Source organism: Lachnospiraceae bacterium oral taxon 096, assembly GCA_018141845.1.
Lineage (GTDB): Bacteria > Bacillota > Clostridia > Lachnospirales > Lachnospiraceae > F0428.
Map to the genome: position 1 here is coordinate 1,174,258 of CP073340.1, position 22,176 is coordinate 1,196,433.

Here is a 22,176-nt window from a genome sequence, read left to right on the forward strand (position 1 = left end):
TTTTGAAGAATGTAAATAAAGGAGAGCTCTATGTTAAACAAGAAGACAGTAGATGATTTAAAGGATATCAAGGGAAAGAAAGTATTGGTGCGTTGCGACTTTAATGTTCCATTGAAGGACGGCGTGATTCAAAACTATAATCGTATTGATGGTGCAATTCCTACATTGAAGAAGTTATTGGATGGCGGTGCAAAGTTGATTCTTTGTTCACATCTTGGTAAGCCAAAGGGAGAGCCTGTAAAGGATTTAAGTCTTGCACCAGTTGCACCAGCTCTTTCAGAGCGTCTTGGTGTTGAAGTAAAGTTTGTTTCTGATCCACAGGTAACAGGTCCAGAGACAAAGGCATTGGCTGACAGCTTAAAGGATGGAGAGGTTCTTTTATTAGAGAACACAAGATATAGAGCAGAAGAGACAAAGTATGGCAAGGACGAGAAGGCTGAGCAATATGCTAAGGAGCTTGCAGATCTTTGTGATGGCATCTTTGTTGACGATGCATTTGGTACAGCACACAGAGCACATTGCTCAAATGTTGGTGTAACAAAGTATTGCAAGGAAAATGTTGTTGGCTACTTGATGGAAAAGGAAATTAAGTTCCTTGGACAGGCTGTAGAGAATCCAGTTCGCCCATTTGTTGCCATCCTTGGTGGTGCAAAGGTTTCTGATAAGATCAATGTCATTAACAACCTTCTTGATAAGGTAGATACTTTGATTATCGGTGGTGGTATGGCTTATACATTCTTAAAGGCACAGGGTCAGGAGATTGGAAATTCTCTCTGTGAGGAAGACAAGCTTGACTATGCACTTGAGATGATAAAGAAGGCTAAGGAGAAGAATGTAAAGCTTCTTTTGCCAGTAGATCATGTTGAGGGCAAGGAATTTTCAAATGATACAGAGCGCAAGGTTGTCGATGTGATCGATGCAGGATTCTCAGGATTTGATATTGGACCAAAGACTATTGCAGCTTACAAGGAAGCACTTGTGGGTGCAAAGACTGTTGTATGGAATGGACCAATGGGCGTATTTGAGTTTGAGAACTTTGCACAGGGTACATTGGAAATTTGCAAGGCTGTTGCTGAGCTTAGCGATGCAACAACAGTTATTGGCGGTGGAGATTCTGTCAATGCTGTAAAGCGTCTTGGATTTGCTGATAAGATGACACACATTTCAACTGGTGGTGGTGCGAGCCTTGAGTTCTTAGAGGGCAAGGAGCTTCCAGGTGTAGCTGCAGCAGATAATAGATAATCAATAGAGGTTAATGAACAAAGGAGATAGATCGATCATGTCTAGAAGAAAGATTATTGCAGGAAACTGGAAGATGAATAAGACACCTTCAGAGGCTGTTGCACTTGTGGAGGAGTTAAAGCCACTTGTACAAAATCCAGATGTTGATGTTGTATTTTGTGTTCCAGCGATTGACTTGATTCCAGTAATTGAGGCAACAAAGGGGAGCAATATTGCAGTTGGTGCTGAGAATATGTACTTTGAGGATGCTGGTGCATATACAGGTGAGATTTCACCAAAGATGCTCACCGATGTTGGTGTAAAGTATGTCATCATTGGTCACTCTGAGAGAAGAGAATACTTTGCAGAGACAGATGAGACAGTAAATAAGAAGGTGTTAAAGGCCTTTGAAGTGGGCATTACACCAATTGTCTGCTGTGGTGAAACATTGGCTCAGAGAGAGCAGGGAATCACAATTGACTGGATTCGCCAGCAGATTAAGATTGCCTTCCAGAATGTAACCGCTGATCAGGCAAAGACAGCAGTTATTGCCTATGAGCCAATTTGGGCTATTGGAACAGGTAAGACAGCGACAACAGCACAGGCACAGGAAGTATGTGCGGCCATCCGTGCTTGCATTGGTGAGGTCTATGATGAGGCAACAGCACAGGCTATTCGCATCCAATATGGCGGATCAGTTGGTGCAGCAAATGCAGCAGAGCTCTTTGCACAGGCGGACATCGACGGAGGTCTCGTTGGTGGTGCAAGCTTAAAGCCAGATTTTGGTAAGATTGTCAACTACTAGAATTGAGTGATGTTTAAATAAATAGATGAGGGAAGTTTTCAAGGATGAGCTTGGAAACTTCCTTTTATTGTATTTTAAAGAGAAAGAGGCTATGAATTTTCCATAGCCTCTTATCATTTATAGCATTATTGTATGGTTACAATTTCATTGTGGTGCACATGGGTAAACATGGTGTTCTTTCGCAATTCATCTGCAATGGCCTCGAGTTCTTGAGCGGTCTTTACATCAGAAAATTCAACCGTATAAGTGTTGATGGAAAGAATATGCGTTACTACTTTTCCATTATATGGAGCAAGTAGTTTGCTGACTTGTTCCTCACTCACATCAGCATTGGCATCGAGGAGCAGTTGATTGACAATAAATTTTGCTCCTGTTTTTGCATCTGTGGCGATTTTATTTGTAAGTGTGGACTTTGTATCTGCGGGTGCTACTTGTTGTACACTTGGCAAATGACTGCTGTAGCCAATATCGGTTCTTTGTTGTAGGTTTCCATTAATGATCCAGCGTCCCTGAGCATCAACAAAATGTCCATCTGGAGTTTTTTTCTTGGTGTCAGTGTGAAGTTTTCCACTGGCATCGAAGTAGTAGCAATAGCCATCAATCCACTGCCAGCCAATGAGTTTCTTTCCAAAGCTACCATCATGCTTGGTGCTAAGGAAATAGCGTGCGTTGTTTAAATCTAGCCAACCATAGTCCATCTGTCCTGTGGACTCATTGAAGTGAAAGTCATCATGCCAGCCCTTGGCTAAGCTGCCATCAGGAAGCTGAAAAGTCCAAGTTGTGGCATTGATACTCTTCCAAATGCCCTTAGAAGATGTCGATTGTGCTGTAGTTGTTGCTGTTGTAGTAGTAGTCGTGTTTTTTGTCGTTGCTTTTGCCTTTCCTTTTTGACTTGGGGCAATGGGGGCAACAGCAGAAGTTTCTTTGAGAGCAGGTCCCTTAAAAGAAACAATATTGCCCGGTCGCTTTGTTGCGGCGAGGACAACACCTGAAGTTGTCACAGAGATTGCCATGACAAGAGTAATGGATAATAATTTTTTACATTGCATTTTTATTCCCCCAATCTAACATATCTATACCATCTCAATTTCCAAATATCTCTCATCACAAGTATAACACAATCTTAATAAAAAAGTCTATTGACAAAATAAAAGAATAGTGATTTAATAAAAAAAAGTTATAATACTAATGAAACCGTTGAAGTGGAGATAAAAACATTTGTGCGCTCACAGAGAGTCTGGGTAGCTGAGAACCAGATAGAAATGCAGTTTGTTAAATGGACCACGGAGGGCATGGTCAAAGGCATTGCTGAGTATTCCATGACGCAGATGCATGCGTAAGTTGCAGAGGATATGTTGGTATCCGATAAGGGCGTATATGAAAATATACGAAGCAAGGTGGCACCGCGAGGAAATGTTGACTCGTCCTTGATAGTTTTTGACTATCGGGACGAGTTTTTTTATTGGAGGAAGAAGATGAATTATAATATTAGCTTAGAAAGAGCAAGGGAAATTGCAAGACAAGAAAAGTATAAAAAGATTCCACTGGCAACAGAAATTTTATCGGATGTTCAAACACCAATTTCTCTACTCAAGATTTTAAAGAATGTGAGCAAGCACTGTTATTTGTTGGAGTCAGCCGAGCAGGACGAACGCTGGGGAAGGTATAGCTTTTTGGGATATGACCCAAAGTTAGAAATTAGTGCGACAAAGGATAAATTGCGAATCGTCACGGACACCATAAGGGAATTTACTTGTAAGGATCCAGCTGTTGAAATTCGAAAAATTATAGAGGAAAATCAAAGTCCAAAATTTGACCATCTTCCGCCATTTACAGGTGGTCTGGTAGGCTATTTTTCCTATGATTTTATTCAATATAGTGAGCCAAACTTAAAACTTGATGCCAAGGATGCAGAAGGGTTTAAGGATGTGGATTTGATGTTGTTTGATAAGGTGATTGCCTATGATAACTACAGGCAAAAGATTGTGCTGATTGTCAACATTTCTACAAAAGATATTGATACAAGTTATATTGCTGGACAAAAAGAATTACAAAAAATGATAACATTAATTCAGACAGGAAACCAGAAGAAAGAAAAGTCTGGAAAGATCACTTCAGATTTTCAGTATTTGTTTGACAAAGAACAATATTGCCATATGGTGGAGAAGGCAAAGCACTATATTCATGAGGGAGATATTTTCCAGGTGGTCTTATCTAATCGAATGACAGCCGACTTTGAGGGAAGCTTACTTGGAACCTATCGTGCACTTCGCACCTTAAATCCATCACCCTATATGTTTTATTTTTCAAGTGATGACATCGAGATTGCGGGAGCATCTCCAGAAACTCTAGTAAAACTTGAGGATGGCGTCTTGCAGACTTTTCCACTAGCTGGAACAAGACCGAGGGGAAAAGATGCCGAGGAAGATGCAAGATTAAAACAAGAACTTCTCGCTGATGAAAAGGAGAGGGCAGAACACAATATGCTCGTTGACCTTGGAAGAAATGATATTGGAAAGTTGAGTAAATTTGGCACAGTAGAAGTGGAAAAGTATATGTGCATCGAGAAGTTTTCTCATGTAATGCACATCGGATCCACGGTGAGGGGAGAAATTCGAGAGGATAAGGATGCATGTGATGCGGTTGCCTCTGTTTTGCCAGCGGGAACACTTTCGGGGGCACCAAAGTTTAGAGCCTGTGAAATTATCAATGAGCTTGAAGATGATAAGAGAGGAATTTATGGTGGTGCCATTGGATATATTGATTTTACAGGGAATTTGGATACCTGTATTGCCATTCGCATTGCCTACAAGAAAAATGGCAAGGTGATGGTTCGCTCAGGAGCAGGAATTGTAGCGGATTCTGATCCAAATAAGGAATATCAAGAATGCATCAATAAGGCAAAGGCTGTAGTGAGAGCCTTAGAAATTGCAGCAGAGGAGGAGTACTAGAGTGATTTTACTAATTGATAATTATGACAGTTTTTCGTATAATTTATACCAATTGATTGGAAAGATCAATCCAGATATCCGTGTGATTCGAAATGATGAATACTGTGTATCTGAAATTGAGAGGATGAAGCCAGAGTATATTATTATTTCGCCAGGACCAAAGGCACCAGCACAAGCAGGAGTTTCGATGGAGGTCATTGAAAAATTGGGAAAACAAATTCCAATTCTTGGCATTTGCCTTGGGCATCAGGCAATCTGCCAAGTCTTTGGGGCAACGGTTTCCTATGCCAAGGAATTAATGCATGGAAAACAATCTATGGCAAAAGTTGATCACAACAGTAAGTTATTTGTAGGACTACCTGATGAAATTGCAGTGGCAAGATATCACTCTCTGGCAGCACTTCCTGAGACGATGCCGAAGTGCTTAAAAGTGACAGCAAAGACCGAAGATGGAGAGATTATGGCTGTGGAGCATGAGAAGTACCCAATTTATGGAATGCAATTTCATCCAGAGTCAATTTTGACACCAGAAGGCGAAAATATTTTAAAGAATTTCTTTACAAATGTGAGATAGGAGGCGGTATTGATGATCGGTGAGGCGATTAAAAAATTAGTACAGAGACAGAATTTAAGCTATGATGAGGCAGTGGCCTGCATGGATGAAATTATGTCAGGAAATACAGACCCCATTCAGACTTCGGCATTTTTGACGGCCTTATCTATGAAGGGAGAGACGATTGAAGAGATTACGGCCTGTGCGGTGGGAATGCGGGCTCATTGCAAGAAGTTGGAAAATGCCATGGATGTTCTAGAGATTGTGGGAACTGGTGGAGATGGCTCAAATTCATTTAATATTTCGACGACATCGGCTATCGTTGTGGCAGCAGCAGGTGTTCCTATTGCAAAGCATGGCAATCGCTCAGCTTCTTCAAAGTCAGGAGCAGCCGATTGTTTGGAGGCTTTGGGGGTAAATATTGTATTGGAGCCAGAAAAGGCGAAGGAACTATTGGAAAAAATCAATATTTGCTTTTTATTTGCACAAAATTATCATCAGTCAATGAAGTATGTGGCCCCAGTGAGAAAAATCTTGGGGATTAAAACAGTGTTTAATCTTTTGGGACCACTTACAAATCCAGCGGGGGCCAATATGCAACTTTTGGGTGTCTATGATGAATCACTGGTAAGACCAATGGCGGAAGTTTTGATGAAGCTTGGTGTCAAGAGAGGAATGGTTGTCTATGGTCAGGAGAGGCTGGATGAAATTTCTGTAACTGCACCGACAACAATTTGTGATTTTACTGATGGAACGATCAAGGAATATGTGATTGAGCCAGAGAATTTTGGCATAGAGCGTTGCAAAAAGGAAGATATTTTGGGTGGAGAAGCAGCAGAAAATGCAAAAATTACCTTAGAGATTTTAAATGGTGAACTTGGAGCAAAGAGAAATGCTGTGTTAATGAATGCAGGAGCAGGACTCTATGTTGCAGGAAAGGTAAAGAGCATTGCTGATGGAATTGCACTGGCAGCCGAGACCATTGATAGCAAAAAGGCAAAGAAAAAATTGGAAGAGTTTATTGCTCTTTCCAATGCATAGGTGGATAAAATGATATTAGATGAATTGTCAAATTATGCGAGAGAGAGGGTAGCTCTTGCAAAGGAGAAGGAGTGCTTAGAAAGCATAAAAAAGCGGGCAATGGAGACAAAAAAGGGAGAACATCGCTTTTTTGCTGCCTTAGAAAAAGAAAATTTGCGTTTCATATGTGAAGTCAAGAAGGCATCACCATCTAAGGGGATTATCTCTGAAGATTTTCCTTATTTAGAGATTGCTAAAGCTTATGAAAAGGCGGGAGCAGATGCCATTTCTGTTCTCACAGAACCAAAGTGGTTTCTTGGAAGTGATGAAATTTTTAAAGAAATCAGAAAAAATGTGTCAACTCCAATGATTCGAAAAGATTTTACAGTAGATGAGTATCAAATCTATGAAGCAAAGCTAATGGGAGCAGATGCAGTGCTTCTCATTTGTGCGATATTGGATACAAAGACAATCAAGGACTATATTCAAATTTGTGATGAATTGGGATTAGATGCTTTGGTAGAGACACATAATGAAGAGGAAATTGCATCGGCACTAGAAGCAGGGGCAAGAATAATTGGTGTCAATAATCGAAATTTAAAGGATTTTAGTGTTGATTTTTCCAATGCCAGCCGATTGAGAGAAAAGATTCCAAGTGATATACTCTTTGTCTGTGAAAGTGGTGTAAAGGATGGAAAAGATATCGAAGTGATTGCCAAGATGGGAGCAGATGCTGCATTGATTGGAGAGACCTTGATGCGAGCAGAGGATAAGAAAACTTTGTTGCAGCAATTTTTTGAGGCGGCTGGACGATGACAAAGATCAAGATTTGTGGATTATCACGGAGAGAAGACATTGAATCTGTCAATATGGTGAGTCCAGATTATATTGGCTTTATTATGGGCTTTCCAAAGAGTCATCGAAATATTACCATCGAGAGAGCAAAGACCTTGAGGGCTGGATTAAAAGAGGAAATTCAGGTTGTGGGTGTATTTGTTGATGCAGAGATTTCTATGATTGTCGATGCCTGTGCCCAAAAGGTGATTGATATTATTCAACTCCATGGCAGGGAAGATATTCGCTATATTGAACGATTAAAGGCCGTGCTTGCATCGGTGGAAGTTCAGGCAAAGATCATCAAGGCCATTCAGGTAAAATCAAAGGAAGATTTAACATTGATAAAAGAAGTGCCAGCGGATATGATTTTACTTGATGCAGGGATGGGCGATGGAAAGCTATTTTCACAAGAACAAATGGAGCTTTTAAAGTCAGTAAATCGAGACTATTTTTTAGCGGGTGGATTAAATCCAGAAAATGTCTCTGAGCTACTTGAAAGTTTACATCCCTTTGGGGTGGATGTCTCCAGTGGTGTGGAGACAGAAAAGAAAAAGGACAGAAAAAAAATAAGAAGATTTGTACAAAATGTTCGCGACTATGACGAACACAGATAGGAGGAAAAATGGGAGAGAATGGAAGATTTGGTGTACATGGTGGACAGTACATTCCAGAAATTTTGATGAATGCAGTTGTGGAATTAGAGGAAAATTATAATCGATATAAAAATGATCCAGAATTTAATGCAGAACTCACAGCGTTGTTGAATAATTATGCAGGCCGCCCATCGAGACTCTATTTTGCAAAACATATGACAGAGGATCTTGGCGGTGCAAAGATTTATTTAAAGAGAGAGGATTTAAATCACACAGGAGCACATAAAATTAACAATGTCCTCGGTCAGGCCCTTCTTGCAAAGAAAATGGGAAAGACAAGATTGATTGCAGAGACAGGTGCGGGTCAGCACGGCGTAGCTACGGCGACGGCAGCGGCTTTGATGGGGATGGAATGCGAAATCTTTATGGGAAAGGAAGATACTGATCGACAGGCACTCAATGTGTATCGAATGAGATTACTTGGAGCAAAGGTCAATGCAGTTACTGATGGAACAGCAACATTAAAGGATGCCGTGTCCGCCTGCATGAGAGAGTGGACGAATCGTGTGGAGGATACCCATTATGTTCTTGGATCAGTTATGGGACCACATCCATTTCCAGTGATTGTTCGAGATTTTCAGGCTATTATTTCAAAGGAGATTAAGGAGCAAATCTTAGAGGCTGAGCATCGACTTCCTGATGTTGTGCTCGCCTGTGTGGGCGGAGGATCCAATGCCATTGGAACATTTTATCATTTTATTGAGGACAAGGATGTCAAATTAATTGGCTGTGAGGCAGCAGGAAGAGGAATTGATACCTTTGAAACTGCAGCTACCATCAATACAGGTCGGCTGGGCATTTTTCATGGAATGAAGTCCTATTTTTGTCAGGACGACAATGGTGGAATTGCACCAGTGTATTCAATTTCTGCAGGATTAGATTATCCTGGTATTGGACCAGAGCATGCTTACTTGCATGATATTGACAGAGCACAATATGTGGGTGTTACAGATGATGAGGCTGTGGAGGCATTTGAATATCTTTCACGCATCGAAGGTATTATTCCAGCGATTGAGAGTGCTCATGCAGTGGCTCATGCGATGAAGATTGCACCAAAGATGGACAAGGATCAGATTATGGTCATTACCATTTCAGGGCGAGGAGATAAAGACTGTGCAGCGATTGCAAGATATAGAGGGGAGAATATCAATGAGTAAGATTGCAAAAGTATTTGAAAATGGCAAGGCATTTATTCCATTTATTACTTGTGGGGATCCAGATTTGGAGACAACAGAGCAGATTGTGTATGCGATGGAAAGAGCAGGGGCAGATATGATTGAGCTTGGAATTCCATTTTCTGATCCAACAGCAGAAGGACCTGTCATTATGCAGGCGGATCTGCGGGCACTTTCTACAGGAGCAACGACAAATAAGGTTTTTGAAATGGTGGAAAGAATTCGAAAGAACACACAAATACCAATTTGTTTCATGACCTATGCCAATGTGGTCTATTCCCATGGCATTGAAAAGTTTGTAAAGGAAGCAGCAGCTCTTGGCATTGATGGACTGATTTTGCCTGATGTTTCCTTTGAAGAAAGTCATGAGTTTTCTGATTATTGTGATCAATATGGCATTGACTACATCAGCTTTGTGGCACCAACATCAGGGGAAAGAATTGATCACATTGTAGAGAATGCAAAAGGATTTATTTATTGTGTTTCTTCTATGGGGGTGACAGGAACAAGAGCACAGATTACGACAGATATCAAACACTTGGTGGAGAGCATTAAGAAAGTGAAGGATATTCCTGTAGCCATTGGTTTTGGTATTTCCAATCCAGAACAAGCTAGTCAGATGGCCGCAGTCTCTGATGGTGTTATCGTGGGGTCAGCCATTGTAAAAATTTGTGCAGAGTATGGCAAGGAAAGTGTAGGAAAGATTGAAGACTTTGTTAGAAGTATGAAGAATGTAATTTCAAAGGGATAAGTATGGAAAATAAAAAGCAAATATTATTGGTCAATGACCTTGCTGGCTATGGAAAGGTTGCACTTTCTGCGATGATGCCTATATTTTCTCATATGGGTTTTGAAATCTTTACGCTTCCCACAGCCTTAGTGAGCAATACTTTAGATTATGGAAAATTTGAAATTCTTGACACAAAAGATTATATTGCGAAAACGATTCAAATTTGGAGAGAGCTTCAATTTTCCTTTCAATCTATTTCCATTGGATTTATTGCCTCAGATGAAGAGGCAGAAATTTTAGCGAATTTTTGTTCCGAACAAAAGAAGAAAAACACCTTTATTTTCGTTGATCCTATTATGGGAGATGATGGTCATCTATATAATGGGATTTCTGAGGAAGCAGTGAAAAATCGAAAAAGATTACTGACCTATGCCGATTTAGTAAAGCCAAATTATACCGAGGCTTGCCTTTTGACAGGAATGGAATACAAAAAAGAGGGTGTCAAAGAGAAGGAATGGAATGAGCTATTAAAGAAGGTTCAGGGAGAAAGGAATACTTCTGTTGTCATTACTTCTGTGCCAGTGGAAGGAAAGAAGTGTTGTATTGGTTTTGACAGAGAAAATGGAGAAAAGTTTTGTCTAGAGTATGACGAGCTGGATGTTCGTTTTCCAGGAACAGGAGATATTTTTTCTGCAATTTTGCTTGGTGGAATTTTGCAGGGGCAATCGCTTTGTCATGCAACAGCACAGGCAATGAAAATTGTCAAAGAGATGATAGAAAAGAATATTGAAAATATTGATAAGTATCGAGGAATTCCAGTAGAGCAATATCTCGATTTAATATAGTAATGGCAGTATGCACACATTTACTGACTTCCTCATCTCTTTGTGCACCAAATCGTTGGGAAATAATGACAGAGAAACCGGAGGAAATTCCAACAAAAAGGTTAATTAAGGTTCCTGTTGTACCTCCGACAGCAGCAAGTGCCTCCTTACTGACATAGCGTCCAACAACCATAGCATCTGCTGTGTTATAGAGTTGTTGGAAAAAGGACAAACAAAATGGGAAAGAAAAAGAAGAGTAATTGTCTGCCGATTGGGCCTTCAGTGATAGAATTGTTTTTTGTTTCCATTTATCTACCCCTTTCAAAAATTATTTTCTGTTATTATAACACAAATAATTAGACAATGGGTATTGACAATGCAAATCAATGGTATTAGTCTTAAGTTAGATTAGACTAACTAACAGTGGGATTAGTAGGCAAAATGATGGATTGAAGAGAGACTGTCTCATTGGGAGGCAGTCTTTATTTGATGTAACTTTTGTAGGCAAAGAAAGGAGTTCATATATGGGAGATGGAAAAAAGACAACCTCTATGGCGTGGCTTCTTGGGCAGATTGGAGGGCATAAGAGAGAGTATGTTTGGAGTGTGATTTTGGAAATTGTTGGTGTAGGGTTTTCAATTGTTCCTTATTTTTTCGCAATTAAGGTGATAAATGGATTTATGAGGGGAGAGAAAAATATAGGTTTTTATTTGCGATATTCTATTTTTATGGCGATATTTTGGTCAGGTCGGGTATTGTTTCATACGTTATCTACATCGACAAGTCACAGAGCAACCTTTGCTGTATTAGGTGAGATGAGAAAAAGATGTATTGAAAAGTTAGCACATATGCCACTCGGAGTGGTGTTAGATAGAGGCACAGGATCATTAAAAAATATCTTGATTGAGAGATATGAAATTAGAAAATGGATATGACACGATGGCAGGCTCCAGTCATCTTTCTGGTGGAGAAAAACAGCGTATTTGTATTGCTAGGGCAATGTTAAAGGCAGCTCCTATCGTTATTTTAGATGAAGCCACTGCCTATACTGACCAAGAAAATGAAGCAATAATTCAACGAGGAGTATCTAAGTTAACAGAAAAAAAGGCATTGATTGTCATTACACATCGTCTATCTACTATAGTGGACACAGACAAAATTTATGTTATTAGAAAGGGAGAGATTGAGGAAAGCGGCACACACAGTGAACTGTTAAAGCATCATGGTCTGTATGAAAGTATGTGGAAGGCCCATATGGAGGTGAAAGATAATGCTTGAAACAATTGGAAATTTTATTCAATTTTGCAATGAAGAAAATCAAAAAAAGCTCAAAAATTCTATTTTTTTGGGTATAGTTAAGGCCATGTTTGATGCACTTAAAATACCTGCAATTGCCTGTATGATTCGAGCATTGATAAGAGGTAAGGTGGAGACACAGGATAGTTTACTTAGCTTTGGCATAATGTCATTGTAAACCATTGGTTCTGGACTTGTGCAATCAAAGAGTATGTTATTGCAGACAGAGGCTGGATATGATGGCTGTGCAAAGAAGAGGATTGAGATTGCAGAGTATATGCGATATATGCCAATGGGATATTTTAATACGGCGTTTTCTTGATTTTTGTATCTTATAACAGTATAATCTATATTGTAAATCAGTCCTATCTAGGTTATAAATACATTACAATTAGATACAAATAATCATTCGGTATTCATGTTACATTATCATCTTATCCTGTGTATCAAATACCGTCATAAAGTGATTGACGATACTATCTCTAACCGTCTGAAAGAGATATTTGTAAAGATTGCTCCTGCATACAACATTATGTTGGAAGAATGGAATCATGATATAGATCATGTTCACATTCTATTCAGAGGGCACCCAAATACCGAAATGAGTAAATTTATCAACACTTATAAATCCGCAAGCAGCCGTATCATAAAGAAAGAATTTTCTACAATACGCCAATCTCTTTGGAAAGAGATGTTCTGGTCACAGAGCTTTTGTCTGCTAACCACAGGCAATGCTACTGTAGATATGATCAAACAATACATTCAATCACAGGGTAGTAAAGATGGCAAACAAAGCAATGAAGTACAGAGTACATCCTACCTCAAGGCGATCCTTTTTTTTACTACTTCAATCTCAGCTTTCATTGCCGCAATTTCTGCTCTTAGTCTGATTAACTCTTCGCGTTCTGATTCAGTTAAAGGCTTGGGCTCAATCGTTTTCTTTTTCATATCAGGGTTCTTGCTCTTGCGACCTTTCTTTTTATTTACAAGACCATTGTAACCTAATTCTTTGTATTTGCGAACCCATGTATATAGCATTCCATCGCTGATACCCGCAGAAATAGCAACTGAATTGTTAGATTGTCCTGCTAATACTTTAGCAACTAATTCATATTTCGCTTCAGGGGTCCACACTTTGTTATTACCTAAGTGCTTTAAAGCGTCTGGTCCATTTTGTTCTCCGATACGAACCCAGTATCAAATCATTTTACGAAATCTTGTTGTTTTTATCCCTTCTGGTGTTTCAGGCCAGATTCCTTGTCGATATAGCTCGATACACTCTAACTTATACTCATGACTGTAACGCATGAAAAATACCCTCCTTACTGGGTGTCCAGTAAAGAGGGTACATATCATCATGCGAAAGGTCCTATTTTTGTGGTAAAATTAACTTGCAATGAAAACTTTACACAGTACTTATTGTAATTCAAAACAAGGATATTTACCACTGTTTCTTTCAGATTGTTTGGATCTGCAGGATCCTGTTTTAACATTTGACAGATTGATGGGAGGAATCGATTTAAACAAGTATCTGACGGATATTCCGGAGTACACAACCGGACGACGCAGATATCATCCGGTCAACATGTTAAAAACAGTACTTTTCGGATTTATGACTAGCGGTTACTGCTCTCTGAGAAAACTGGAAGACAACTGCAAAGTTAATATCAGGTTCATGTATCTCATGGATCACCGGACTCCATCATACAGAACCTTTGGATATTTCATCAATAAAATACTTAAAGATAAGATTGAAAATATTTTTAACGATATCAATCATGCTATCTTTAACGAGGAGCATGTAGATCTGCAACATCTCTACATTGACGGCTCCAAGTTTGAAGCAAACGCAAACAAGTATACCTGGGTATGGAAGAAGACTACCGAAAAGTTTCGTTACAAGCTTTACGAAAAAATCACTGCGGAGATTGAGGAAATTAATACAGAAATTGCATGGAGTGGGGTGCAGATCACAACAAACACAGAGTATGTACCGGATTATCTGAATGAAATCGTTGAGCAGCTGGTACTTTTATGGGAACTGGATACCAGTACATTTGTTTACGGAAGCGGAAAGCGAAAATCCAAAGAACAGCGTCATTATGAACACTTGACTACTTTCTGTCAGAAACTTCAAGAATACATACAAAAAATTGAAATCTGTGGTCCTGACAGAAACAGTTACTCTAAAACAGATACCTCCGCTACCTTTATGCGTATCAAAAAGGATTACATGGGCAATGATCAGCTTCTGCTGGCATATAATGTACAGATTGGTGTAGCGGATGAATATATTGCAGTTGTTGACGTGAACCATTATCGTTCGGATATGGATTGCTTTGTTCCTTTGATGGAGCACTTCAAACAAACTTATGGATTCTATCCCAAATATCCTGTGGCAGATGCCGGATATGGCTCATACAACAATTATATTTTCTGTGAACAGAACGGAATTGAAAAGTATATGAAATTTCCAATGTTTAAAAAGGAAACTAAGGATCGGAAATATCATGAAGATCCATTTCGTGCAGTTAATTTCAGAATTGATGAGCAAGGAGTCATGAGATGTCCTAACGATAAAGCATTCCGTTTTTTATGCAGGAAAAATGTGAGGGGAAATCAGTACGGGCGCAAGGAAGAACTGTATGAATGCGAAGACTGTAGCGGATGTCCATATGTAAAGAAATGTAAGAAGACAGATAAGAATCGAACCGTTCGGATCAATAAGGAACTAACTTCCATGCACCGGGAAGTAATCGAAAACCTGGAAAGTATCCACGGTGCGTTATTACGAATGAACTGTTCGACACAAGCAGAAGGCACTTTCGGAATTATGAAAAACGACCGTTGGTACAAGAGAATTGTCCGAAAAGGTATTCATTCAGTCAAACTGGAAGTTTTACTCGTGGCGATAGGCCATAATTTATATAAATATCAGAAAAAAAAGATGAGAAACAGAACTGCCGCATAGATTCAAAAAAGAATTTCTATGGGGTAGGGGGGAGTGCGCTTTTTTTGCGTATGATTTCAGTCATTTATACACAATAATTGCAAAAAGGGGATGCGAAAAAACTCAATAGAGTTTTTTCACATCCCCAAATTTATTATCTGCTCTGTGTCCAAACACCGCTTCCGTCTACATAGTAACGGTTGTTGTCAACCCACTGGCTTGTAAGCATCTTACCGAGATTGCTTCCGTCTTCTTTGCTGAGCCAGTACCACTTGCCTGAATAAGGGCTCTTTAACCAACCGGTCATCATATAACCTCTGTTGTCGAAGTAGTACCAGTTACCGTTAATCTGCTGCCAGTTGTTTATAGTATAGCTTCTGTCGGCATTTATATACCACCAGCCTACATTGTCCTTTAACCAAGCACCTGTGCTGTTTGAGCTTGCACCGTTAGGACCTGCGTTACCGCCGTTATTGTTGTTACTCTGTCCGCCGAGATTTGATAAGATATCGTCATCTACATCAAATTCATCAGACTCTGTCCAGTTACCCTTAGTACCGTTGCTTGCAACTGCACGAATCTTTACAGTGTAGCTTCCCTTGCCGTTCTCACGGATCTTGCTGCGGAAATCATAGCTTGTTCCTGATGTTGTTACATTATCTTTGATTGAATTGTTACGGTACAGCTTTACTTCGTACTTGCTTGCATAGTCGGCCTTGTCCCAAGATATGATAGGGCTGTCATCGTCACCCCAGTTGATATCGCTTACTTCAAGTGCGCCGTTGTCACCTGCGCTTGTCTTTGGAAGTGTAACTGTTACAGACATGCTTGTTCCGCTTGCAGAAATCTTTGATATTGTAGCGCCCTTGCCTGTTTTATCGTTAAGACTGATATTGCCGTTTGGTGTACCCTTGAAAGTATAGTCCCTTAGACTTAATTTTATCTTACTTAATTGTAACTAAAATTGAATATCTTCAGAAAATGCAGAATAAATTTTGAAGATTTACAGAATATTACTTACAGTAGGAACTTTTATCATAATTATTACAAGTATTAAATATATAAGAGATTATACTTTATTTTATAAAAAATATATCGGTACTTGATTTACTTCTAAAAATGAGGTATAAATATAAAAGTAGTTAGGCAATCCTAATTATAAAAATAAAATAACCTAATTCATTAGGAGGGTATAATATGTTTAAAAGGAATTTGAGTATACTTATTGCAGCCGCAGGAATGGCTTTATCACTTTGTGCATGTGCAGGAGGGAAAACTTCAGATACTCAGACTACTGCACAAAATACAGAGTCAAAGTCAATGGAGGAAACATCAAAAGCAGGTAGTGATACCATGAATAAGAAGAATGTGGTTGTTACAACTTCATTTTTACAGGATATGGTAGAACAACTTGCAGGTGATACCGTTAATGTAGAGCTTATAATACCTGCCGGAGAGGATCCGCATTTATATGTTGCAAAGCCTGAGGACTATACAAAACTTAGTTCTTCAGAACTTACACTTTATCATGGACTTCATTTTGAAGGTAAAATGGTGGAGGCACTTGAAGCTAAAGGCGAGGCTGTGAGCAGAAATTTTCCGAAAGATCGCATAGGGACAATGGATGAAGACGGACAAGTTATTACAGATCCACATTTCTGGTTTGATATAGGACTTTATAAGATGGCTGTAGAAGCTGCAGGCGAATCACTTGAAAATTTGAATCCTGAATATAAGGATAAGTATGAAGAGAATAAGACAAAGTATTTGGAGGAACTTACAAAGCTTGATGAGTATGTAAAGGAGAATATTTCTTCAATACCTAAGGAGAGCAGATATTTGATTACACCTCATGATGCATTTAATTATTTCTCAAGAGCATATGATATAGAAGTAAAAGCACCTCAAGGTGTAAGCACCGAATCGGAGGTGGCAAATCAGGATATACAAGAAACAATAGATTTTATAGTGGAACATAAAATAAAAGCTATATTTGCAGAATCTACAACAGATCCTGCACGTATGGAAAAGTTAAGAGAAGGTGCAGCTGCAAAGGGAGCGGATGTAAAAATCGTAAGCGGTGAAGGAAATGAGTTGTTCTCAGACTCTTTGGCGCCAAAGGGTGAAGACGGAGATACATATATTGATATGTACAAGCATAATGTAAAACTTATTACCGATAATTTAAAATAGTACCTTTGAGGTTTGATATGGAAAAAGTATTGATACATTTGGAAGACTTTACAATGGCATATACGGATATTCCTGTAATATGGGATATGGATCTTGATATTTATGAGGGTAGTATTACTGCAATAATAGGGCCAAACGGCGCCGGTAAATCCACCTTGATGAAGGGAATACTTGGGCTTATGAAGCCTATTTCAGGTAAAGTAAGTATTATGGGTAAGTCTTACAAGGAGGTATATAAGCAGATTGCTTATATACCTCAGACCACCACGGTAAACTGGAATTTTCCCACTACAGTAATTGATGTGGTGACAATGGGAAGATATGCGGGACTTGGCTTATTTAAAAGAGTAAATGCTTCTGAAAAAGAAAAAGCTTTGGAAGCATTGAAAAAAATGAAAATGGAAGATTTTGCATCCAGACAGATTTCAGAACTTTCAGGGGGACAAAAACAAAGGGTATTCATAGCAAGGGCAATTGCTCAGAACGCTCTTATTTACTTTATGGATGAACCGCTTGCAGGAGTTGATAAGAAAACAGAGAATATAATTATAGAAACAATGAGGGAGTTTAAAAAAGAGGGGAAGACCATTATAGCGGTACACCATGATTTAAACACCCTATGCGAATATTTCGATCATGTAATTATGGTTAATAAGCAGCTTATAGCAAGCGGAAGGACCGAGGAAACCTTTGTAAAAGAGAATATAGATGCGACATATGGGGAGTAGGCTATGAATATAAGTATTATTACACAGTATTCGTTTATTGTGGTTGCGATAGGAACAATGCTGCTTGCCATGGCAACAGGTATAGTCGGAACGATAAGTATTTTAAAGGGGCAAAGTCTGATAGGTGATGCTGTAGGTCATGCATCACTTCCCGGAATAATTCTGGCATTTATGATATCCGGAAGAAAAAGTTCTCTTATTTTAATATTCGGTGCAATAGTGGCAGGTATAGTCGCTTTTATACTGATACAGATTATTGCGGAAGGCTCAAAGATAGAAGCGGACACCGCAATGGCTGTCATTTTATCTGCCATGTTCGGTATGGGTATGGTATTAAAAAGTTATATACAGGGTAATCCGAAATATCAGGGAGCTTCACAGTCGGGACTTGCCAGTTATATATTCGGTCAGGCGGCATATATACTAAGGGAGGATGTTTATATAATACTCGCTGTATCTGTCATATCTCTTGCCTTATTTATAGTCTTTTACAAAGAGATAAAGGTATATGTCTTTGATATGGTTTATGCATATACAATAGGGATAAATTCAAGGCTTACCTCTCTTCTTATAATGATAATAACCATGATTTTGATTGCGGCAGGTCTAAAGGCGGTGGGTGCCATTCTTATAAGCAGTATGCTTATAACACCTGCGGTTACAGGTTTGCAATGGAGTAAAAGTTATGAGAAAGTCTTAGTGATTGCGGCGGTAACAGGAGCCGTATCTGCCTTTTTGGGTACTTTTATAAGCAGTGCGGTGAAGGGATTTTCCACAGGACCAAGCATTATACTTATTATGTCTGTCATTGCTCTCTTTTCTGTATTGTTTGCACCGAGAGGTATTGTGAGAATGCTTTTAAATATTAGGAAGATGAGGGTAGGGAAATGATTGAATCTTTGTATATTCTTATAATAACCTCACTTGCCTGTGCTGTTTTGGGAGTGTTTTTAGTGTTAAGAAGACTTTCAATGGTTTCTGATGCAATCTCACATTCCGTACTCCTTGGAATAGTTATAGGATATTTTGTTACTAAAGATATAGGGAGTGTTTTATTAATAATAGGAGCAAGTCTTTTCGGTGTTTTAACGACTGTTTGTATAGAGTTACTGATAAAAAGTAAAAGAGTGACGGAAGATGCTTCTGTAGGTATAATTTTTCCGCTGTTTTTTTCGATAGCCGTTATACTTATTACAAGATATGCAAGAAATGTACATCTGGATACTGAGGTGGTTTTGATTGGAGAAATTATACTGGCTCCACTTCATAGAATAAATTTCCTTGGATTAAGCCTTCCAAAGGCTTTGATACAGATGAGTTTTGTACTTTTGATAAATATTGTATTTATAGCGGTTTTTTTTAGAAAACTGAAAATAAGTTCATTTGATCCTGTATATGCCGGAGTGGCCGGTATTGCAGGTGCAGGTCTTTATTATGTTTTTATGGCTTTGGTTTCATTTACTGCAGTTTCTGCGTTTGAGTCGGTAGGTGCGATACTTACAATATCCTTTTTTATTTCACCGGCTGCAAGTGCATATCTGATTTCAAAGGACCTTAAAATAACAATATTTTTGGCAGCTGTATATGCAGTAGTTAATTCTTGCATTGGTTATTTTCTTGCTGTAAAATTTAATGTATCCATGTCGGGAATGTGTGCTTTGGTTTCAGGATTAACATTTATGATAACCATTGCAGTATATCCAGGTGGAATCATTACTAAGATTATAAGATACATCAAAAACAAAAATCGTTTCAGTAGGGAACTTTTGATTTTACACATAGATAATCATACAGGAAAGAAAAATGCTCTTGGTGAATTGGGATACAGTACAATCAGAGAGCATATTGCCTGGTCTGACAGTAAGCTCAAATATGTTTTGGACAAGCTGATAAAAAAGGGATATGTTTATCGTGCAAAAGAAAGAGGTGTATATTCCCTGACTGAAACGGGTAAAAAATTAAGTGATGATATAAGAAAACATTACGGACTCAGAGTAAGGGAAAATGATATGGCTAAGATAGACACCGGTAGAGATGATTATATTTCAGCAATTTATGAGCTTATTGAAAAAAAGGAAATTGCAACAAATAAAAAGATCTCGGAGATTTTGGGAGTAAAGGCTGCATCTGTAAGTGAGATGTTAAAAAAACTGGTAGAAGAGGGTGAAGTATATACTGAGAACAAGTCGATTCTTTTGACGGAAACAGGTAAAATGAGGGCCAGAGCATTACTGACAAAGCATAGATTGTGGGAATTGTTTCTGGTGGAATATCTGGGTTATTCATGGCAGGATGTCCATGAGGATGCAAAAGCTTTGGAGTATGTCACTTCAAACGGACTAAAGGACAGACTGAATGAATTTCTAAATAAACCTATGCACTGCCCACACGGAAATGAAATATACGAAAATCATCCGGAGACCGATAAATTAAAAAAGCTTTCGGAGGTATCAAAGGGTATTTCCTGCCGACTACATAAAGTTGAAGATGACAGGGATTTGATTGAATATCTGGAAGAAAAAAAGATTGCTTTAGGAGATGAATTTGTGGTAAAGGATATCGATGATTTTGACGATTCGATACTTGTAAGCTCTGCAAGTGAAGATAAGCATATTGCGGGGAAAGCGGCAGTAAGGATGATGGTTGAAATTATTTAATAAAAAGGGGCTGTGAAAAAACTCGATTGAGTTTTTTCACACCCCCTTTTAGGTGTTGATTTTTAGCCATTTTTGTAGTCCACTAAATTTATGCATATAGAAAATAAAGAATAGTGAACTTGTTGTCCAAGAGATTGGATAAGAGGCAATGACCGTTGTGATACTTTGGTGTGTTGGGAAGAAAATGACAAGCCAAAGTATACGAAGCATACATACACCAATTCCTGTGATGACCATAGGAATCCAGCAATCGCCAACGCTGCGAAGTGATCCTGAATAAATCTCAACAAAGACATAGGTAACAAACAAGCTGGCAATATGATGCAAGATATAATTTCCTTGGTGAATAACTTCTTGGTCTTTGGTAAACAGGGAAAAGATATGGCTTCCAAAGAGAAAGAGCAATACACTGATCGAAATGGTCATCACAAAACTAATGAAAAGTGACCAGCGAATACCTTTTTTCACACGATCTGCTTTTCCAGCTCCAAAATTTTGTCCAACGAAGGTTGTGGTGGAAATACCCATAGCCTGAATGGACATCCAAAAGATGGTATCAATTTTTCCATATACTGTCCAAGCTGCAATGGTGTCTGTGCCCAGGGCATTGACATAGGCTTGGATAATAATATTCGAGATGGTATACATCATGGATTGGAGCCCAGCCGCTAGACCGATGTAGACCATTTGTTTTAGAGGCTCGATGTAAATGCGAAGCTTTAGAATATGCAGTTGATAGGAGGTCTTAGTGGTCAAAAGCACAAAAATGACAAGGACGGCACTGACCAATTGAGACACAATAGTGGCAATGGCTGCACCTGCAACTCCAATTTTCAATATGCCGACCAAAAGAATGTCTAATAAAATATTGGTAAATGTCGATGCAATTAAAAAGTAAAGTGGTCGCCTAGAATCACCAATAGCACGCAAAATCGCAGCTCCCATATTGTAAACAAGATTGGCTGTCATTCCCATAAAATAAATTTGCAAATAAATTTTAGCTAGTGGAAAGATATCCTCTGGCACATTCATTAAACTTAGTGCCAATGGGGAGAGAATATAGCCGATGACGGAAAGCAAAAGACCAGTGATAATGGAGAAAGTAATGGCAGTATGCACACATTGACTGACTTCCTCATCTCTTTGTGCACCAAATCGTTGGGAAATAATGACAGAGAAACCGGAGGAAATTCCAACAAAAAATCCAACAAAAAGGTTAATTAAGGTTCCTGTTGTACCTCCGACAGCAGCAAGTGCCTCCTTACTGACATAGCGTCCAACAACCATAGCATCTGCTGTGTTATAGAGTTGTTGGAAAAAGGAGCCAAACAAAATGGGAAAGAAAAAGAAGAGTAATTGTCTGCCGATTGGGCCTTCAGTGATAGAATTGTTTTTTGTTTCCATTTATCTACCCCTTTCAAAAATTATTTTCTGTTATTATAACACAAATAATTAGACAATGGGTATTGACAATGCAAATCAATGGTATTAGTCTTAAGTTAGATTAGACTAACTAACAGTGGGATTAGTAGGCAAAATGATGGATTGAAGAGAGACTGTCTCATTGGGAGGCAGTCTTTATT

General features: G+C 38.8%; 20 protein-coding genes and 4 pseudogenes. 19 read left to right on the top strand and 5 right to left on the bottom strand.

Annotated elements, in window-relative coordinates:
• Nucleotides 1-30: 30 nt before the first annotated feature.
• Together J5A74_05820 and tpiA are read left to right on the top strand one after the other, a co-directional pair.
• Nucleotides 31-1,242 carry a phosphoglycerate kinase gene (locus J5A74_05820; GenBank protein ID QUI94953.1) on the top strand — a complete coding sequence of 404 codons (1,212 nt, stop codon included), beginning with the start codon at nucleotides 31-33 and terminating at the stop codon, nucleotides 1,240-1,242.
• 37 nt (nucleotides 1,243-1,279) lie between these two features.
• Nucleotides 1,280-2,026, top strand: a complete 747-nt coding sequence (tpiA, locus tag J5A74_05825) for a triose-phosphate isomerase (GenBank protein QUI94954.1) — start codon at nucleotides 1,280-1,282, stop codon at nucleotides 2,024-2,026.
• A gap of 125 nt (nucleotides 2,027-2,151) precedes the next feature.
• Here the strand turns inward: tpiA and J5A74_05830 are convergent, their stop codons facing one another.
• Complete coding sequence (locus J5A74_05830) at nucleotides 2,152-3,075, bottom strand: hypothetical protein (protein ID QUI94955.1); 924 nt, start codon at nucleotides 3,073-3,075, stop codon at nucleotides 2,152-2,154.
• A gap of 426 nt (nucleotides 3,076-3,501) precedes the next feature.
• Between J5A74_05830 and trpE the strand changes: the two genes are divergently transcribed.
• From trpE to J5A74_05870, 8 genes are read left to right on the top strand one after another with little or no spacing between them, the layout of a single operon-like run.
• Nucleotides 3,502-4,977, top strand: a complete 1,476-nt coding sequence (gene trpE / locus J5A74_05835; protein QUI94956.1) for an anthranilate synthase component I — start codon at nucleotides 3,502-3,504, stop codon at nucleotides 4,975-4,977.
• A gap of 1 nt (nucleotide 4,978) precedes the next feature.
• Complete coding sequence (locus tag J5A74_05840; GenBank protein ID QUI94957.1) at nucleotides 4,979-5,551, top strand: aminodeoxychorismate/anthranilate synthase component II; 573 nt, start codon at nucleotides 4,979-4,981, stop codon at nucleotides 5,549-5,551.
• 12 nt (nucleotides 5,552-5,563) lie between these two features.
• A complete protein-coding gene (trpD, locus tag J5A74_05845) occupies nucleotides 5,564-6,571 on the top strand; it encodes an anthranilate phosphoribosyltransferase (GenBank protein ID QUI94958.1) in 1,008 nt (335 codons plus the stop codon).
• Nucleotides 6,572-6,580: 9 nt separating this feature from the next.
• The gene (gene trpC / locus J5A74_05850; GenBank protein QUI94959.1) at nucleotides 6,581-7,366 is read left to right on the top strand and encodes an indole-3-glycerol phosphate synthase TrpC; all 786 of its coding nucleotides are present in this window, start codon (nucleotides 6,581-6,583) and stop codon (nucleotides 7,364-7,366) included.
• Nucleotides 7,363-8,001: a phosphoribosylanthranilate isomerase gene (locus J5A74_05855; GenBank protein ID QUI94960.1), complete on the top strand. Its 639-nt coding sequence runs from the start codon at nucleotides 7,363-7,365 to the stop codon at nucleotides 7,999-8,001. The genes trpC and J5A74_05855 overlap by 4 nt, the downstream gene beginning before the upstream one ends.
• Before the next feature lie 8 nt (nucleotides 8,002-8,009).
• Entirely contained in the window at nucleotides 8,010-9,197 is a 1,188-nt protein-coding gene (gene trpB / locus J5A74_05860; protein ID QUI94961.1) for a tryptophan synthase subunit beta, read from the top strand.
• Nucleotides 9,190-9,966, top strand: coding sequence for a tryptophan synthase subunit alpha (locus tag J5A74_05865; GenBank protein QUI94962.1), 777 nt, complete (start codon nucleotides 9,190-9,192; stop codon nucleotides 9,964-9,966). Before trpB ends, J5A74_05865 begins: the two co-directional genes overlap by 8 nt.
• Nucleotides 9,967-9,968: 2 nt before the next feature.
• Nucleotides 9,969-10,790 carry a pyridoxamine kinase gene (locus tag J5A74_05870; GenBank protein QUI94963.1) on the top strand — a complete coding sequence of 274 codons (822 nt, stop codon included), beginning with the start codon at nucleotides 9,969-9,971 and terminating at the stop codon, nucleotides 10,788-10,790.
• Here J5A74_05870 and J5A74_05875 read toward each other — a convergent pair.
• Nucleotides 10,708-11,077: pseudogene (locus J5A74_05875) on the bottom strand (hypothetical protein). The gene J5A74_05870 and the pseudogene J5A74_05875 sit on opposite strands and share 83 nt — an antisense overlap.
• A 216-nt stretch (nucleotides 11,078-11,293) precedes the next feature.
• Between J5A74_05875 and J5A74_05880 the strand changes: the two are divergent.
• The 4 genes and pseudogenes from J5A74_05880 to tnpA all read left to right on the top strand — a co-directional run bounded on the left by J5A74_05880 (nucleotide 11,294) and on the right by tnpA (nucleotide 12,846).
• On the top strand, nucleotides 11,294-11,704 hold the full coding sequence (locus tag J5A74_05880) for an ABC transporter ATP-binding protein (protein QUI94964.1): 411 nt from the start codon (nucleotides 11,294-11,296) through the stop codon (nucleotides 11,702-11,704).
• The gene (locus J5A74_05885; protein ID QUI94965.1) at nucleotides 11,682-12,047 is read left to right on the top strand and encodes an ATP-binding cassette domain-containing protein; all 366 of its coding nucleotides are present in this window, start codon (nucleotides 11,682-11,684) and stop codon (nucleotides 12,045-12,047) included. The genes J5A74_05880 and J5A74_05885 overlap by 23 nt, the downstream gene beginning before the upstream one ends.
• Nucleotides 12,040-12,243: a hypothetical protein gene (locus J5A74_05890; protein ID QUI94966.1), complete on the top strand. Its 204-nt coding sequence runs from the start codon at nucleotides 12,040-12,042 to the stop codon at nucleotides 12,241-12,243. Before J5A74_05885 ends, J5A74_05890 begins: the two co-directional genes overlap by 8 nt.
• A 198-nt stretch (nucleotides 12,244-12,441) precedes the next feature.
• Nucleotides 12,442-12,846 (top strand): annotated as a pseudogene (gene tnpA / locus J5A74_05895) (IS200/IS605 family transposase).
• A 35-nt stretch (nucleotides 12,847-12,881) separates the two neighbouring features.
• Here the strand turns inward: tnpA and J5A74_05900 are convergent.
• Nucleotides 12,882-13,373 (bottom strand): annotated as a pseudogene (locus J5A74_05900) (helix-turn-helix domain-containing protein).
• 88 nt (nucleotides 13,374-13,461) lie between these two features.
• Here J5A74_05900 and J5A74_05905 point away from each other — a divergent pair.
• Nucleotides 13,462-15,036 (top strand): transposase, encoded by a 1,575-nt coding sequence (locus J5A74_05905; GenBank protein ID QUI94967.1) that lies wholly within the window; start codon nucleotides 13,462-13,464, stop codon nucleotides 15,034-15,036.
• Nucleotides 15,037-15,169: 133 nt separating this feature from the next.
• Here J5A74_05905 and J5A74_05910 read toward each other — a convergent pair.
• Nucleotides 15,170-15,940 (bottom strand): annotated as a pseudogene (locus tag J5A74_05910) (cell wall-binding protein).
• Nucleotides 15,941-16,212: 272 nt separating this feature from the next.
• Here J5A74_05910 and J5A74_05915 point away from each other — a divergent pair.
• Genes J5A74_05915 through J5A74_05930 form a run of 4 tightly spaced genes read left to right on the top strand, consistent with a single transcriptional unit; the run spans nucleotide 16,213 to nucleotide 20,593 of the window.
• The gene (locus J5A74_05915; GenBank protein QUI94968.1) at nucleotides 16,213-17,208 is read left to right on the top strand and encodes a zinc ABC transporter substrate-binding protein; all 996 of its coding nucleotides are present in this window, start codon (nucleotides 16,213-16,215) and stop codon (nucleotides 17,206-17,208) included.
• Between the two features lie 17 nt (nucleotides 17,209-17,225).
• Nucleotides 17,226-17,936, top strand: coding sequence for an ABC transporter ATP-binding protein (locus tag J5A74_05920; GenBank protein ID QUI94969.1), 711 nt, complete (start codon nucleotides 17,226-17,228; stop codon nucleotides 17,934-17,936).
• A gap of 3 nt (nucleotides 17,937-17,939) precedes the next feature.
• Nucleotides 17,940-18,827, top strand: a complete 888-nt coding sequence (locus tag J5A74_05925) for a metal ABC transporter permease (GenBank protein QUI94970.1) — start codon at nucleotides 17,940-17,942, stop codon at nucleotides 18,825-18,827.
• Nucleotides 18,824-20,593, top strand: coding sequence for a metal ABC transporter permease (locus J5A74_05930; protein QUI94971.1), 1,770 nt, complete (start codon nucleotides 18,824-18,826; stop codon nucleotides 20,591-20,593). Before J5A74_05925 ends, J5A74_05930 begins: the two co-directional genes overlap by 4 nt.
• A gap of 48 nt (nucleotides 20,594-20,641) precedes the next feature.
• Here the strand turns inward: J5A74_05930 and J5A74_05935 are convergent, their stop codons facing one another.
• A complete protein-coding gene (locus tag J5A74_05935; protein ID QUI94972.1) occupies nucleotides 20,642-21,997 on the bottom strand; it encodes an MATE family efflux transporter in 1,356 nt (451 codons plus the stop codon).
• Between the last annotated feature and the right edge of the window lie 179 nt (nucleotides 21,998-22,176).